The 15338-nt window shown below is 59.9% G+C and carries 12 protein-coding genes; 7 read left to right on the top strand and 5 right to left on the bottom strand.

Annotated elements, in window-relative coordinates; all coding sequences use genetic code 11:
• Positions 1-84: 84 nt before the first annotated feature.
• The 4 genes from V6Z53_RS27540 to V6Z53_RS27525 all read left to right on the top strand — a co-directional run bounded on the left by V6Z53_RS27540 (position 85) and on the right by V6Z53_RS27525 (position 4790).
• Complete coding sequence (locus V6Z53_RS27540; RefSeq protein WP_338582821.1) at positions 85-1389, top strand: homoserine dehydrogenase; 1305 nt, start codon at positions 85-87, stop codon at positions 1387-1389.
• Between the two features lie 66 nt (positions 1390-1455).
• On the top strand, positions 1456-2865 hold the full coding sequence (gene thrC / locus V6Z53_RS27535; RefSeq protein ID WP_338582820.1) for a threonine synthase: 1410 nt from the start codon (positions 1456-1458) through the stop codon (positions 2863-2865).
• A gap of 119 nt (positions 2866-2984) precedes the next feature.
• Entirely contained in the window at positions 2985-4340 is a 1356-nt protein-coding gene (locus V6Z53_RS27530) for a transporter substrate-binding domain-containing protein (RefSeq protein WP_338582819.1), read from the top strand.
• A 162-nt stretch (positions 4341-4502) separates the two neighbouring features.
• Positions 4503-4790 carry a DUF3509 domain-containing protein gene (locus V6Z53_RS27525; protein ID WP_338582818.1) on the top strand — a complete coding sequence of 96 codons (288 nt, stop codon included), beginning with the start codon at positions 4503-4505 and terminating at the stop codon, positions 4788-4790.
• A gap of 170 nt (positions 4791-4960) precedes the next feature.
• Here the strand turns inward: V6Z53_RS27525 and V6Z53_RS27520 are convergent, their stop codons facing one another.
• Entirely contained in the window at positions 4961-5929 is a 969-nt protein-coding gene (locus tag V6Z53_RS27520; RefSeq protein WP_338582816.1) for a TIGR02285 family protein, read from the bottom strand.
• Positions 5883-7082, bottom strand: coding sequence for a CaiB/BaiF CoA-transferase family protein (locus V6Z53_RS27515; RefSeq protein WP_338582815.1), 1200 nt, complete (start codon positions 7080-7082; stop codon positions 5883-5885). The genes V6Z53_RS27520 and V6Z53_RS27515 overlap by 47 nt, the downstream gene beginning before the upstream one ends.
• 147 nt (positions 7083-7229) lie before the next feature.
• On the opposite strand from V6Z53_RS27515, the gene V6Z53_RS27510 reads away from it, so the two are divergent.
• From V6Z53_RS27510 to V6Z53_RS27500, 3 genes are all read left to right on the top strand, one after another.
• Positions 7230-7772: a YaeQ family protein gene (locus V6Z53_RS27510; RefSeq protein ID WP_053155117.1), complete on the top strand. Its 543-nt coding sequence runs from the start codon at positions 7230-7232 to the stop codon at positions 7770-7772.
• Between the two features lie 57 nt (positions 7773-7829).
• Entirely contained in the window at positions 7830-9539 is a 1710-nt protein-coding gene (recJ, locus tag V6Z53_RS27505) for a single-stranded-DNA-specific exonuclease RecJ (protein WP_338582812.1), read from the top strand.
• A 338-nt stretch (positions 9540-9877) separates the two neighbouring features.
• The gene (locus tag V6Z53_RS27500; protein ID WP_338582810.1) at positions 9878-10984 is read left to right on the top strand and encodes an NADH:flavin oxidoreductase/NADH oxidase; all 1107 of its coding nucleotides are present in this window, start codon (positions 9878-9880) and stop codon (positions 10982-10984) included.
• A gap of 64 nt (positions 10985-11048) precedes the next feature.
• On the opposite strand, the gene glpD is transcribed toward V6Z53_RS27500, so the two are convergent.
• The 3 genes from glpD to glpK all read right to left on the bottom strand — a co-directional run bounded on the left by glpD (position 11049) and on the right by glpK (position 15278).
• Complete coding sequence (gene glpD / locus V6Z53_RS27495; protein WP_338582809.1) at positions 11049-12587, bottom strand: glycerol-3-phosphate dehydrogenase; 1539 nt, start codon at positions 12585-12587, stop codon at positions 11049-11051.
• A 334-nt stretch (positions 12588-12921) separates the two neighbouring features.
• Positions 12922-13677, bottom strand: a complete 756-nt coding sequence (locus V6Z53_RS27490; RefSeq protein ID WP_007971301.1) for a DeoR/GlpR family transcriptional regulator — start codon at positions 13675-13677, stop codon at positions 12922-12924.
• A 95-nt stretch (positions 13678-13772) separates the two neighbouring features.
• Entirely contained in the window at positions 13773-15278 is a 1506-nt protein-coding gene (gene glpK, locus V6Z53_RS27485; RefSeq protein ID WP_338582807.1) for a glycerol kinase GlpK, read from the bottom strand.
• Positions 15279-15338: the final 60 nt, after the last annotated feature.

The following is a 15338-nucleotide window of genomic DNA, read 5'->3' as shown; positions in this document are numbered from 1 at the left end:
TCGCCGGGCCATTAATAGAGAGCCGCGAGCATGCGGCTGTTTTCACGGCCGGCCTTGAGTCGGCCGTTTTATGGGGAGTTCACAGTGAAACCGGTCAAAGTAGGCATCTGTGGGTTAGGGACCGTCGGTGGCGGTACCTTCAACGTACTTCAGCGTAACGCCGAGGAAATTGCTCGTCGTGCCGGGCGTGGGATCGAAGTGGCTCAAATTGCCATGCGCACGCCAAAGCCTCAGTTCCAAACGACCGGTATTGCGATTACCAACGATGTCTTTGAAGTGGCCACGAACCCTGAGATCGACATCGTCATAGAGCTGATGGGCGGCTATACCGTTGCCCGCGAGCTGGTACTCAAGGCCATCGAGAATGGCAAGCATGTGGTCACCGCGAACAAGGCGCTTATCGCTGTTCACGGTAATGAAATTTTCGCCAAGGCTCGCGAGAAGGGCGTGATCGTTGCGTTCGAGGCGGCGGTAGCTGGTGGCATTCCGGTGATCAAGGCGATCCGTGAAGGCCTGTCCGCCAACCGTATCAACTGGGTCGCCGGCATCATCAACGGCACCGGCAACTTCATCCTGACGGAAATGCGCGAGAAGGGTCGCACCTTCGAAGACGTATTGGCCGAAGCCCAGGCTCTGGGTTACGCCGAAGCCGATCCGACCTTCGACGTTGAAGGCATCGACGCAGCCCACAAGCTGACGATCCTGGCTTCGATTGCATTCGGCATCCCGCTGCAATTCGACAAGGCTTACACCGAAGGCATCACCAAGCTGACCACCGCTGACGTGAACTACGCCGAAGCGCTGGGCTATCGCATCAAGCACCTGGGCGTGGCGCGCAGCACCGCTGCCGGTATCGAACTGCGCGTGCACCCGACGCTGATCCCGGCTGATCGCTTGATCGCCAACGTCAACGGCGTGATGAACGCGGTGATGGTCAATGGCGATGCTGCCGGTTCGACGCTGTTCTACGGCGCCGGCGCCGGCATGGAGCCGACCGCTTCGTCGGTAATCGCCGACCTGGTGGACGTGGTTCGCGCCATGACCTCCGACCCGGAAAACCGCGTGCCGCACCTGGCCTTCCAGCCGGATTCGCTGTCGGCGCACCCGATCCTGCCGATCGAAGCCTGCGAAAGCGCCTACTACCTGCGCATCCAGGCCAAGGACCATCCGGGCGTGCTGGCCCAGGTGGCGAGCATCCTCTCGGAGCGCGGGATCAACATCGAGTCGATCATGCAGAAGGAAGCCGAGGAGCACGACGGCCTGGTGCCGATGATCCTGCTGACCCACCGCGTGCTGGAGCAGCGCATCAACGACGCGATCGCCGCCCTGGAAGCCTTGGCGGGCGTGGTCGGTCCGGTCGTACGGATCCGTGTCGAGCACCTTAACTAAGCCGTTATCGTTCACCGGGCCAGCGTGCTGGCCCGGCATTACGAACACTGTCCATTGGAGTCAGTCATGCGTTACATCAGTACCCGCGGCCAGGCACCGGCCCTGAATTTCGAAGACGTCCTGCTGGCCGGTCTTGCTACCGACGGCGGTCTGTACGTCCCGGAAAGCCTGCCTCGTTTCACCCAGGAAGAAATCGCTTCCTGGGCCGGCCTGCCGTATCACGAGCTGGCTTTCCGCGTCATGCGCCCGTTCGTTACCGGCAGCATTCCTGATGCCGATTTCAAAAAGATTCTTGAAGAAACCTATGGCGTGTTCGCCCACAGCGCCGTGGCGCCGCTGCGTCAGCTGAACGGCAACGAATGGGTGCTGGAGCTGTTCCACGGCCCGACCCTGGCGTTCAAGGACTTCGCCCTGCAACTGCTCGGTCGCTTGCTCGACTACGTGTTGGAAAAGCGCGGCGAGCGCGTGGTGATCGTCGGCGCCACCTCCGGTGACACCGGTTCGGCCGCCATCGAAGGCTGCAAGCATTGCGAAAACGTCGACATCTTCATCCTGCATCCGCACAACCGCGTATCGGAAGTGCAGCGCCGGCAGATGACCACCATTTTCGGTGAGAACATCCACAACATCGCCATCGAAGGCAACTTCGATGACTGCCAGGAAATGGTCAAGGCGAGCTTCGCCGACCAGGGCTTCCTCAAGGGCACTCGCCTGGTGGCCGTGAACTCGATCAACTGGGCGCGGATCATGGCCCAGATCGTTTACTACTTCCACGCAGCCCTGCAACTGGGTGGCCCGGCGCGCTCGGTGTCGTTCTCGGTGCCGACCGGCAACTTCGGCGACATCTTCGCCGGTTACCTGGCGCGCAACATGGGCCTGCCGATCAACCAGTTGATCGTCGCCACCAACCGCAACGACATCCTGCACCGCTTCATGAGCGGCAACCAGTACGTCAAGGAAACCCTGCACGCCACGTTGTCGCCATCAATGGACATCATGGTCTCGTCGAACTTCGAACGCCTGCTGTTCGACCTGCACGGTCGCAACGGCGCAGCGATTGCCGGTTTGATGGACAGCTTCAAGCAAGGCGGCGGTTTCAGCGTCGAGCAAGAGCGCTGGACCGAAGCCCGCAAACTGTTCGACTCGCTGGCCGTGGATGATGCACAAACCTGCGAAACCATCGCCGAAGTCTACGAGCAGACCGGCGAAGTGCTGGACCCGCACACCGCCATCGGCGTCAAGGCCGCGCGCGAATGCCGTCGCAGCCTGGATATCCCGATGGTCATCCTCGGTACGGCGCATCCGGTCAAATTCCCGGACGCCGTGGAGAAAGCCGGTGTAGGAAAAGCACTCGAACTCCCTGTACATCTTTCTGATTTGTTTGAGCGAGACGAGCGTTGCACCGTGTTGCCGAACGACCTGAAAGCCGTGCGGGCCTTTGTCAGTCAGCATGGCAACCGCGGTAAGCCTTTGTAACCGGCAAAACCTGTCACACATTGAAGCCCGTCTCCTGACGGGCTTTGTTGTTTTTGCATGCCACACTGGCCGGGAAATCGCCTATTGAGGACGGGCGGACCGAGCGCAAGGATGTGGTAATGCCGTATTTCGCAGTGTTGATGCCAGCCTTGAGCTGGATGTTTTTGGTTGCGCTCCTGGGGCTGAGCCTGGGGGCGATGGCGGCGCAATTGGTAGCGTATGAAACTGACATGACGGCTACCGGGCCTCTGATCGAGCTCGATCCGCAGGAACGCCAGTGGTTGGCGGAGCATTCGCCAGTTGTCGTCGCGTCGACACAATACCCTTTGTATCTGTTCAAGGACGAACGCGGTCATTGGAGTGGTTTCCATCACGATGTACTGGAGCGCATCAGCGCCATGACAGGGTTGCAGTTTGTCTACGACGAGACATTTTCCACCGAGCAGTTGCTCGGTCGTCTGGAAAGCGGCGCTGCCGATATGAGCACGATGCTGTCCATGAACGACGAACGCAGGGCATTTCTCGATTTCAGTCATGCCTTCGGCGGCACTGGCTGGGTGTTTGTCGGGCATGCAGAGGCTCCCGCTGTGCAGTCGCTGGAGCAATTGGCGAAAAAGGTGCTGGTGCTGCCGACGCGGCATGCGCTGGAGGCCGTGATTCGTCGCGACCACCCGTCTATCGAATTGCGTTCAGTAAAGACTCACGCTGAAGCCCGGGCATTGGTCGAGAGCGGCGAAGCGTACGCGACCATCGACAATGAAATCGGAGCGCGACTCTATCCGTCAGGGCGGCTCAGGGTGAGTGAAACGATGGAGGGCAAATGGGATGCTGATTATCTGGCAGTGCACAAAGATCAGCCGCAGCTGTTGAGCATTCTCAGCAAAGCACTGGAGGCTTTTCCGCCTGCCGAACTGCAAGCCATTCGCCAGAAATGGTTTTATGAGATTGCGCCCGCAACGACTCCCTCAATCTGGTCGGGGGTTACCGGGCGGGTTTGCTGGAGTGTGTTGATCGTCAGCCTGTTCGCGCTGATATCGCTGATCTGGAATCGTCGACTGGCCACTGTAATCGAGCAGCGTAAGGGTGCCGAGAGTGGTCTTCGCGATCAGTTGGCGTTCCAGCACACGTTGATGGACGCAATGCCTGACCCAGTGTTTGTTCGAGACCGGCAAGGACGTTTGCTCATGTGCAACAAAAGCTATGAGGAGAGCCTGTCAGCCCGTTTTGATCAGATGCAGGGACGACTGTTGATCGAACTTGAAGTCTTGCCCAAAGAAACCGCCGAGCTCTTGCATGCCGAGTTCATGACTCAGTTGAGCACGCGCAAATCACGGTTCAGCGAGCGGCAATTGCTGTTCAAGCATGGCCTCAGAGACATCTATCAATGGACGGTGCCGTTTTACAGTGCCGATGGTCAATTGCGAGGGTTGTTGGGGGGATGGATCGATATCGGTCAGCGAACCCGACAGACGTGACGCGCCTGTTTTTTCTCTGTCATCTTTGCCGTGCATGCTCTTTTGACTCGAGGCGCGGATTGTCCCGCGCTCGGTATCCAGAACTTTCTTCTCGGGCCGGCGGTCATTTACTGTAGACACGCCCCAGGCACTTTGTTTTCGGACTATTGAGTGGTGATCGAGATGGAAAGTATCAGTCTCTTGCTCGGTGAGGCTCTGAGCCCGTACCAGGTGACATTGACCCCGTCAGGCCTTCATGGCGAATGCCGGGTGACATTGACGAACGCGACCGGTGCAGTGGTGGTCGACCGGGAGTTCAGTCAGGCGCAGTTGATCGACAAGCGTTCGTTGACCGATGTGGTCGATGGTTTGCATCGCGATGTGTTGATTGCTGAAGGACGCCTGGAGCCTTGTGTGATCGCGGCGTTGCGCAATGCCGCTCAGGACCGGCTGCTGGCCAGCCGAAACTGAATTGAATTTTGTGGGAACCTTCCTGCACCCAGGTCAGTCAGACCCTTTACCAGCAAGATCAAGCATTGTGCTCCGGTGCTTGTAGCTTGCTGCTACGGGTCTTTATGTAGACCACGTTTAACCCCGAGTCGTCTCCCCACTTCTCGGGGTTTCTTTTTGCCCGGTTTTTTTCACTGCCCGGCCTGTTGCTCGAAAAATGCTTTGGAAGCTTCCAGGTATTCGCTGCGACTTTCCGGGTCGAGCCAAGCCGCGTAGGCCTCGCTCAGGTGATCGCGGGGCAGGGCGCGCAGCAGTTGGTTGATCTCGATGATCGCCTGTCGGCCTTGCGGCGTGTTGGTGCAGCCGATGTATCCGGACAGGTATTTGCCTGTGCCGCGGATCGGGAAGAACTGCAATTCATTCTCGGCGATCCCTTGCTGTTGCGCCTGGTAGCGGATTTCCGGGCGATAGCCCAACAGCAGTTGCAAGCGTCCAAGGCGTTGCATTTGCAGCAGACTGCCCAAGGCGTCATTGCCGTAATGGCGTGTCAGCACCTTGGGCGGCGCCTGTTTGAGCAAGGTGTCGAGGTACTCGCCATAGTTGCGTTCGGCAATGATCCCCAAGGTCACACTGCCGGTTGCCAGCAGGGCGGCCAGATCCACTTCGCCGTCCTTGATGAAGGGCGCCAGCACTTCGCGATCAACCCGCCGCACGGCCAGGCCGTTGCTCATGGCGCGGAACACCGGCGAGGAAAACGCGATCCAGGTTTCCCGCTCCTTGCTCCAGTTCAGCGCCGCATCGCAGGTAAGGGATGGCTCATGGAGCATCTGCAATCCACGCGCGCGATTGACCCTCATCACGCTGTGCTGGTACTGAGGCATGCCGGCCATGAGCTTCGGCAGCAATTGATCGATAACACCCAGGCCCTTTTTCGGGCCTTCGAAAATGAACAGCGGTGGCAGGTCGCGCTTGAGCCAGATCAGCGTGTCCTTGGGTTGCGCCAGTGCCACAGGCGCCAACGCGGCGATCAGCAGCATACCCGCCAAAGCACACAGCGCCCGCCCGTTCCGCCACAGGCAGTGCTTGATGAATTGCGCAAACAGACGCTTCAGCTCAAATGGCTCCGTCTTTGCGCAGCTGTGTGATCTGCGACGCGTCATAGCCAAGTTCCTGGAGTACCTGCGCATTGTGCTCGCCCAGTTGCGGCCCGACCCATTCACAATCACCGGGTGTATCAGAGAGTTTCGGCACGATTCCCGGCATCTTGAAGTCTTTGCCGTCCGGCAGCTTGGCCTGCAGGAACATTTCCCGGGCGAGGTACTGCGGATCGCTGAACATGTCTTTGGCGCTGAAGATCCGGCTGGCCGGCACGTCGGCCTGATTCAGCCGCTCAAGGACTGTGTCCAGCGGCAGTGAGTTGACCCAGCGATCGATGACCCCGTAGAGCTCGTCACGGCGGCTGTCACGACCGTCGTTGCTGGCCAGCATTGGATCGTTGGCCAAGTCTTCGCGGCCAATGATCAGCATGAAGCGTTTGAAGATCGCATCGCCGTTGGCACCGATCTGTATGTGTTTGCCATCGGCGCTGGTATGGATCGATGACGGCGTGATGCCGGGCATGATGTTGCCGGTGCGTTCGCGGATGAAGCCGAACACATCGAACTCCGGGACCATGCTTTCCATCATGGCGAAGATCGCTTCATAGAGCGCCACGTCCACTACTTGCCCCTGACCGCCATTGACCTCGCGGTGACGCAATGCCATCAGCGCGCCGATCACGCCCCAGAGCGCGGCAATCGAGTCGCCAATGGAAATTCCGGTGCGTACCGGCGGGCGATCCTCGAAACCGGTGATGTAGCGCAAGCCGCCCATCGACTCGCCGACCGCACCAAACCCCGGCTGATCCTTCATCGGTCCGGTCTGGCCGAAGCCCGAGAGACGCACCATCACCAGTTTTGGGTTCAGTGCGTGCAAGACGTCCCAGCCCAGGCCGAGTTTTTCCAATACGCCCGGGCGGAAGTTCTCGATCAGGATGTCCGCTTCGCTCAGCAGCTTTTTCAGGATCGCCAGGCCGTCGGGATGCTTGAGGTTCAGGGTCAGCGACTTTTTGTTGCGCGCCTGTACGAACCACCACAGCGAAGTGCCTTCATACAACTTGCGCCATTTTCGCAGCGGATCGCCACCGTCCGGGGATTCGACCTTGACCACATCGGCACCGAATTCAGCGCAAATGCGCGAGGCAAAAGGGCCGGCAATCAACGTGCCCAATTCGATGACTTTGAGGCCTGAAAGCGGTTTGGCGGTGGACGACATACGGGATCCTGTAGGACAAGGGTTGAGCGAATACAGAGTTTTAACATAGCCGACTGTCAGGCGCCCGAGCGAGATTGCCTTCAATTCGATGAATATCTGCCGCATCGGTTAGACTTGCCGCCTTTCCTCGTATCAAGAAGCCCGTTCATGGCCCAGCCGTCCACGACCTACAAGTTTGAACTGAACCTCACCGACCTCGACCGCAGCGTCTACGAGAGCGTCAAACAGACCATCGCCCGTCATCCTTCGGAAACCGAAGAGCGCATGACCGTGCGCCTGTTGGCCTACGCCCTCTGGTACAACGAGCAGCTGTCTTTTGGCCGTGGTCTGTCGGAAGTGGATGAACCAGCCTTGTGGGAAAAAAGCCTGGATGACCGTGTTCTGCACTGGATCGAAGTCGGCCAGCCGGATGCCGATCGCCTGACCTGGTGCTCGCGTCGCACTGAACGCACCAGCCTGCTGGCGTATGGCAGCCTGCGCGTCTGGGAAGGCAAGGTTATCCCGGCGATCAAGAACCTGAAAAACGTCCACATCGCTGCCGTGCCTCAGGAAGTCCTGGAGACCCTGGCCAAAGACATGCCGCGCGTTATCAAGTGGGACGTGATGATCAGCGAAGGGACGATTTTCGTCACCGATGATCGTGGTCAGCATGAAGTCCAACTGCAATGGTTGTCGGGCGAGCGCGGCTGAGTCCGCGCACGTCATCCGGTTTTATCCTACGTACTCAAGAGAAGCACCTGTCACCCCATGCGCATCGAACCTCGCCTGCTGCCCGACACCTTGCCATTCCTCGGTGATATTCCGCCGCTATTGACCCGCCTGTACGCGGCGCGGGGCGTGCAGTCCGAAGCCGAACTGGACAAGAGCCTGGCGCGGCTGATTCCGTTCCAGAAGCTCAAGGGTATCGAGGCGGCCGTGGATTTGCTGGTGACCGCGCTGGAACAGCGTCAGCGGATTCTGATCGTCGGTGACTTTGACGCCGACGGTGCAACCGCGAGTACGGTCGGCACGTTGGGGTTGCGCTTGCTGGGTGCGGCGCATGTCGATTATCTGGTGCCCAATCGTTTCGACTATGGCTACGGCCTGACGCCGGAAATCGTCGCGGTGGCGCTGGAGCGTCAGCCTCAACTGCTGATCACCGTGGACAATGGCATCTCCAGCGTCGAAGGCGTGGCGGCGGCGAAAAAGGCCGGGCTCAACGTGCTGGTCACCGATCACCACTTGCCCGGTGATGAGCTGCCGCTGGCCGACGCCATCGTCAATCCGAACCAGCCGGGCTGCGAGTTCCCGAGCAAGGCGCTGGCTGGTGTCGGGGTGATCTTCTATGTGCTGATGGCTTTGCGCGCGCGTTTGCGCGATCTCGGCTGGTACGCGAGCAAGCCGCAGCCGAACATCGGCGAACTGTTGGATTTGGTGGCCTTGGGCAGCGTTGCCGACGTGGTGCCGCTGGATGCCAACAACCGGATTCTGGTGCACCAAGGCCTGGAGCGGATTCGTGCCGGGCGTGCCCGACCGGGGATCAAGGCGATCCTGGAAGTGGCCAAGCGTGATCATGCGCGCATCACCTCCACCGATCTTGGCTTCATCGTCGGCCCGCGCCTGAACGCGGCGGGGCGTCTGGATGACATGAGCCTGGGCATCGAATGCCTGCTCACTGAAGACGCCGGTCTGGCCGGTGAGATGGCCGCTCAACTGGACGGCATGAACCAGGACCGCAAATCCATCGAGCAAGGCATGCAGCGTGAAGCGCTGGCGCAGCTCAAGGATTTGCCGGTGGAATCGATGCCGTTCGGTTTGTGCCTGTTCGATCCCGAGTGGCACCAGGGTGTCATCGGTATCCTCGCGTCGCGGATGAAAGAGCGGTATTTCCGTCCGACCATTGCTTTCGCCGATGCCGGAGACGGCCTGCTCAAGGGCTCGGGCCGTTCGGTCCAGGGCTTTCACATCCGCGACGCCCTGAGCGTGGTGGCGGCGCAGCATCCGAACCTGATCACCAAGTACGGCGGCCATGCGATGGCGGCAGGGCTGACATTGCCGGAAGCGAATTTCCCGTTGTTCGCCGAAGCCTTTGACGCGGAAGTGCGTCGGCAATTGCGCCAAGAAGACTTGACCGGACGCCTGTTGTCGGACGGCACCCTGGCGGTCGAGGAGTTTCACCTGGAACTGGCGCGTGCACTGCGTCATGCCGGCCCTTGGGGTCAGCATTTTCCAGAGCCGCTGTTTCACGGGGTGTTTCAATTGGTCGAACAGCGTGTGGTCGGCGAGCGCCACCTGAAAGTGGTGCTCAGAAGTGAGTGCGGCTCGGTCAAGCTTGATGGCATTGCCTTTGGCATCGACCGGGACGTCTGGCCGAATCCGACTATCAAGTGGGTGGAGCTGGCCTATAAGCTCGACGTGAACGAGTTTCGTGGGAACGAGACCGTTCAGCTGATGATTGCCCATATCGAACCGCGATAGCTTCTGTGGCGAGGGAGCTTGCTCCCGCTGGAGGGCGCAGCACTCCCAATGCTGGCTGATGCGGTTTATCGGAGCGGTTTTGGGGCGGCTGCGCCACCCAGCGGGAGCAAGCTCCCTCGCCACAGAGGACGGTATGGTTCGCGGGTGGTCTGTGTTTTCAGTTCTTGAACCCTCCCTCATCCCCCGATGTCGACTAGGCTCTAAGCACTGCTTGATTATCCTTGTGACGTCTTGTCGAATTCTTTGCCCGCGGGGGCGGGTGCTGTACCTTTTTCCTGTCACTCGTCGACTTTTCAAACAGAACCCTGGAGCCTGACCACTGATTCGAGAGGTGCCCCATGAGTCTGCTGCTTGAACCCTATACCCTTCGCCAACTGACCCTGCTCAATCGCATCGCGGTATCACCGATGTGCCAGTATTCCAGCGTCGATGGCCTGGCCAATGACTGGCACCTGGTCCACCTCGGCAGCCGTGCCATCGGCGGGGCGGGGCTGGTGTTCACCGAAGCCACGGCGATCACCGCCGACGGGCGCATCACCGCGCAAGACCTCGGCCTGTGGAACGATGAACAGATTGAACCCTTGCAACGCATCACCCGCTTCATTGCCGCCCAGGGCGGCGTGGCCGGTATTCAACTGGCCCATGCGGGTCGCAAGGCCAGCACCTATCGGCCGTGGCTCGGCAAGCATGGCAGCGTAAAAGCCGAAGACGGCGGCTGGTTGCCGGTCGGCCCGTCACCGATTGCTTTTGACCCACAGCACACACAACCCAAACAGCTCGACGATGCTGAAATCGCCGATGTGATTCAGGCTTTTGTCGATGCAGCCAAACGTGCGCTGGACGCCGGTTTCAAAGTGGTGGAAGTGCATGCGGCCCACGGCTATCTGCTGCATCAGTTTCTTTCACCGCTGAGTAATCAACGGCGTGACCAGTACGGCGGTTCATTTGAGAACCGCATTCGCCTGGTGTTGCAGGTCACCGAAGCGGTGCGCGCGGTGTGGCCGGAAGAGCTGCCGTTGTTTGTTCGGGTCTCGGCTACTGACTGGGTGGAGGACGGTTGGAATCCGGACGAAACCGTTGAGCTGGCGCGTCGCCTCAAAACCCTTGGCGTGGATCTGATCGATGTGTCGTCTGGCGGCACGGCGGTCAACGCGGAAATTCCTACCGGCCCTGGCTATCAGACGCGCTTCGCCGAAAAGGTCCGCAAGGAGGCGGAAATCGCGACCGGCACCGTAGGCATGATTACCGATCCGGCGCAGGCCGAGCACATTCTGCGCACCTGTCAGGCGGACATCATCTTCCTGGCCCGCGAACTGTTGCGCGATCCGTACTGGCCGCTGCATGCAGACGATGATCTCGGGGGACGCAAGGCCATCTGGCCGGCGCAGTATCAACGGGCGACCCATCGTGATCAGCCGATTCATGAGTCGGATCTGCGGGAATAAACGAGGCTACAAAAAAGCCCCTGAATCGTGAGATTCAGGGGCTTTCGTTTGTCCGGAGCTCCGATCAGGCCGCTTCGATCTTGCTGCGATTCTGTTCGACCTTGTTCAAGTAATCCTTGAGCTTTTCCTGTTCCGCCGGCGTGGTGAACAAGCCGAGCTTGCTACGTCGCCACAGGATGTCATGCGCAGTGGTCGCCCATTCTTCGCTGCACAGGTAATCAACTTCACGGGTATAGAGGCCGCCGCCGATGTGCTCGCCCAGATCGCTGAGGTTTTGAACGCCTTCGAGCATGCGCCAGGTCCGGCTGCCGTAAGTGGTGGACCAGCGACGGGAAATCTCGGTCGGAATCCAGTCAAACTTGTCGCGGATTTTTGAGCTCAACGCCTGCGGAGTGGTCATGTCTTCGCCACCCGGCAGCGGCGCGTTGGCGGTCCAGCTCGGCTTGATGTGCGTGAAGTACGGTGCCAGTTGTGCCAGCGCCGATTCGGCCAGTTTGCGGTAGGTGGTGAGCTTGCCGCCGAACACCGACAGCAGCGGCGCTTCTTCACCGCTGCCCGACAACGCGAGGGTGTAGTCGCGGGTGACGGCTGACGGGTTGTCGGATTCGTCGTTGCACAGCGGGCGCACGCCGGAATAGCTGTGCAGGATGTCGTCGCGGCTGATCTGCTTTTTGAAGTGGGCGTTGACCACGTTCAACAGGTAGTCGGTTTCGCCGTCGGTGATCGCCACGGCAGCCGGGTCGCCGGTGTATTCGCGGTCGGTGGTGCCGATCAGGGTGAAGTGGTTCAGGTACGGAATGGTGAACACGATGCGCTGATCTTCGTTTTGCAGAATGTGCGCGTGTTCACCTTCGTACAGCTTCGGCACGATCAGGTGGCTGCCCTGAATCAGGCGGATGCCGTACGGCGATTCCATTTTCAAGTCGTCACGAATGAACTTGGCGACCCACGGGCCGGCGGCATTTACCAGCGCTTTGGCGCGGATCGAGAACAGGCTGCCATCGGCGCGCTCAAGGTGCAGGTGCCACAGGCCTTTGGTGCGACGGGCGCTGACGCAACGGGTCTGAGTGTGGACGTGGGCGCCTTTTTCCCGGGCTGCCATGGCGTTCAAGACCACCAGACGCGCATCGTCGACCCAGCAGTCGGAGTATTCGAAGCCTTTGGTGATTTCGCTTTTCAGCGCGCTGTCCGGGCCGAACTTCAGGCTTTTCGAACCCTGGAGCTGTTCGCGTTTGCCGAGGTTGTCATACAGGAACAGGCCGGCGCGGATCATCCAGGCCGGACGCAGATGCGGGCGGTGCGGCAGCACGAAGCGCATTTGCTTGACGATGTGCGGGGCTTTGGTCAGCAGCACTTCACGTTCAGCCAGGGCTTCGCGCACGAGGCGGAATTCGTAATGTTCGAGGTAGCGCAGACCGCCGTGGATCAGCTTGCTGCTGGCCGAGGAGGTGTGGCTGGCCAAGTCATCCTTTTCGCAAAGGAACACCGAGAGACCGCGGCCGGCGGCATCCGCTGCGATCCCCACGCCATTGATCCCGCCACCGATGACGGCGATATCGTAGACCTCGGCAAGAGGGGGCGTAGGCAAGGTAGAAGTGGGCATCGGCTAAGGCCTCGGAACTTTTTATCAGTTCTGTTGGTTTCTGTATTTGAATTCGAACATGAATGTTCATTTGCGAAAATACTAGCCCATAAAGACGCGCACAGCCAGTCAGCTTCGATTGAAAATACTCATCGAAGGGCTGGTAAAGGAAAATTTACGAACATTGAAGTGTCAGCGGAGGACTTTTGTGGCGAGGGAGCTTGCTCCCGCTCGGCGGCGAAGCCGTCGCATCGACGGCTAATCCGATGATTCTGAATGAACTCGATTGAATGGTTGAAGGGCCGCTTCGCGGCCCAACGGGAGCAAGCTCCCTCGCCACAGGGGAGTGATTTGCTTAAACAACTTCCAACCGAACTTTGTGCTGGTTCAACAACTGCGCCAGCGCCGGCGACGGTTGCTGATCGGTAACCAGGCAATCGACCAGGCTGATCGGCCCTAGGCGAATCATGGCGTTGCGCCCGAATTTGCTGGAGTCGGCGGCGAGGATCACCTGTCGGGCGTTGGCGATGATCGCCTGGGACACCCGCACTTCCTGATAATCGAAATCCAGCAGGCTGCCGTCTTCATCGATGCCGCTGATGCCGACCAGGGCGAAGTCGACCTTGAACTGGTTGATGAAGTCGACGCTGGCCTGACCCACCACACCACCGTCGCGTCGCACGTTGCCGCCGGTCAGCAGCACGTCGAAGTCGTCCTTGGCGCTGAGCATCGAGGCCACGTGCAGGTTGTTGGTGATGATCTTCAGATGGCTGTGGTTGAGCAGCGCGCGGGCGATGGATTCGGTGGTGGTGCCGATGTTGATGAACAGCGAGGCGTGATCGGGGATCTGCGCGGCAATGGCTTCGCCGATGCGCTGCTTCTCATCGCGCATCTGGTCGGCGCGCATGGCGTAGGCGGTGTTTTCAACACTGGAATCGTAAGCGGCGCCGCCGTGATAGCGACGCAGTAAATTGGCTTCCGCGAGCTGATTGATATCGCGGCGGATGGTTTGCGGGGTAACAACGAACAGCGTGGCCATTTCCTCGATGCTGACATAGCCGCGTTCGCGGACAAGCTCGAGGATTTGCTGCTGACGGGGAGGCAGATTCATGGGGCGTCCTTTGGGCTGCCGTGCAAAATTTGCCCATGATGCCGCAGGAATCTGCTCCCTACCAGTTACAAGCTGATACCAGTCTGCAAGTGGGCTTATTCAGCCTCGTCTTCAGACGCCCAATCGCGGGTGCGGCTGACGGCTTTTTTCCAGCCGGCGTAGAGTTTTTCCTTCGCGGTTTCGTCCAGGGTCGGTTCGAATTTGCGTTCGATGACCGCTTTGCCGCGCAACTCTTCCAGGCTACCCCAGAAACCGCAGGCCAGGCCCGCCAGGTAAGCAGCGCCCAGCGCCGTGGTTTCGCGCATTTGCGGACGCTCGACCTGAGTGCCGAGAATGTCGGCCTGGAACTGCATGAGGAAGTTGTTCGCCACTGCACCGCCATCCACGCGCAGGGCTTTCAGGCGTTCGCCGGCGTCCTGTTGCATGGCGTCGAGCACGTCGCGGGTCTGGTAGGCGATCGACTCCAGCGCGGCACGGATGATGTGGTCCACACGAACACCGCGGGTCAGGCCGAACAATGCGCCACGGGCGTACGGGTCCCAGTAAGGCGCGCCGAGGCCGGTAAAGGCGGGCACCAGGTACACGCCGTTGCTGTCTTTGACCTTGTTGGCGAAGTATTCGGTGTCGTGGGCGTCGTTGATGATCTTCAACTCGTCGCGCAGCCATTGCACGGTGGAGCCACCGTTGAACACCGCGCCTTCCAGCGCATAGGCCACTTCGCCGCGTGGGCCGCAGGCGATGGTGGTGAGCATGCCGTGTTTGGATTTCACGGCTTTGTCGCCGGTGTTCATCAACAGGAAGCAACCGGTGCCGTAGGTGTTTTTCGCCTGACCGGCTTCAACGCACATCTGACCGAACAACGCGGCTTGCTGGTCGCCAGCGATGCCGCCGATGGCGATGCCGCTCTTGGTGCGGCCATAAATTTCCGACGACGACTTCACTTCCGGGAGCATTTCGCGGGGGATATCCAGCACCTCCAGCATCTTCGCGTCCCACTCCAGGGTGTGGATATTGAAGAGCATGGTGCGAGAGGCGTTGGTGTAGTCGGTGACGTGCACCTTGCCGCCGGTAAATTTCCAGATCAGCCAGCTGTCGACGGTGCCGAACAGCAGCTCGCCGTTGCGCGCGCGTTCGCGGCTGCCTTCGACATTGTCGAGAATCCACTTGAGCTTGGTGCCGGAGAAGTACGGGTCGGTGACCAGGCCTGTAGTGTCGCTGATGTATTGCTCGTGGCCATCGCGCTTGAGCTGTTGGCAGATCTCGGTGCTGCGGCGGCACTGCCAGACAATCGCGTTGTAAATCGGTCGGCCGGTGTTCTTGTCCCAGACCACGGTGGTTTCACGCTGGTTGGTGATGCCGATGGCCGCGACCTGATCGTGATGCAGGCCGGCTTGCGCCAGGGCCTCGACCATCACCGCGCTCTGGGTGGCGAAGATTTCCATCGGGTCATGCTCAACCCAACCGGCCTGCGGATAATGCTGCGCGAACTCCCGTTGAGCGGTGCAGACCACGTTGGCGTCGCGGTCGAAAATGATCGCGCGGGAGCTGGTCGTACCCTGATCGAGGGCAATGATGTAGTTCTTATTCTGAGTGTCGGTCATGTCGATTGCCTTGGACGAAATAAGGGAGTGAGGTCTGGCGCGCGATCTTTTCGGCAGGAT

Origin of the sequence: Pseudomonas sp. MAG733B, from assembly GCF_036884845.1 — a bacterium.
In the GTDB taxonomy this organism is placed as follows: domain Bacteria; phylum Pseudomonadota; class Gammaproteobacteria; order Pseudomonadales; family Pseudomonadaceae; genus Aquipseudomonas.
The sequence above is the reverse complement of the archived record's forward strand: the minus strand, read 5'-3'. Positions and strand labels throughout refer to the sequence as shown.

Coding starts and splice junctions, on each gene's coding strand:
- thrC (WP_338582820.1), top strand. CDS start 1,456: ATGCGTTACATCAGTACCCGCGGCCAGGCACCGGCCCTGAATTTCGAA.
- V6Z53_RS27530 (WP_338582819.1), top strand. CDS start 2,985: ATGCCGTATTTCGCAGTGTTGATGCCAGCCTTGAGCTGGATGTTTTTG.
- V6Z53_RS27525 (WP_338582818.1), top strand. CDS start 4,503: ATGGAAAGTATCAGTCTCTTGCTCGGTGAGGCTCTGAGCCCGTACCAG.
- V6Z53_RS27520 (WP_338582816.1), bottom strand. CDS start 5,929: ATGACGCGTCGCAGATCACACAGCTGCGCAAAGACGGAGCCATTTGAG.
- V6Z53_RS27515 (WP_338582815.1), bottom strand. CDS start 7,082: ATGTCGTCCACCGCCAAACCGCTTTCAGGCCTCAAAGTCATCGAATTG.
- V6Z53_RS27510 (WP_053155117.1), top strand. CDS start 7,230: ATGGCCCAGCCGTCCACGACCTACAAGTTTGAACTGAACCTCACCGAC.
- recJ (WP_338582812.1), top strand. CDS start 7,830: ATGCGCATCGAACCTCGCCTGCTGCCCGACACCTTGCCATTCCTCGGT.
- V6Z53_RS27500 (WP_338582810.1), top strand. CDS start 9,878: ATGAGTCTGCTGCTTGAACCCTATACCCTTCGCCAACTGACCCTGCTC.
- glpD (WP_338582809.1), bottom strand. CDS start 12,587: ATGCCCACTTCTACCTTGCCTACGCCCCCTCTTGCCGAGGTCTACGAT.
- V6Z53_RS27490 (WP_007971301.1), bottom strand. CDS start 13,677: ATGAATCTGCCTCCCCGTCAGCAGCAAATCCTCGAGCTTGTCCGCGAA.
- glpK (WP_338582807.1), bottom strand. CDS start 15,278: ATGACCGACACTCAGAATAAGAACTACATCATTGCCCTCGATCAGGGT.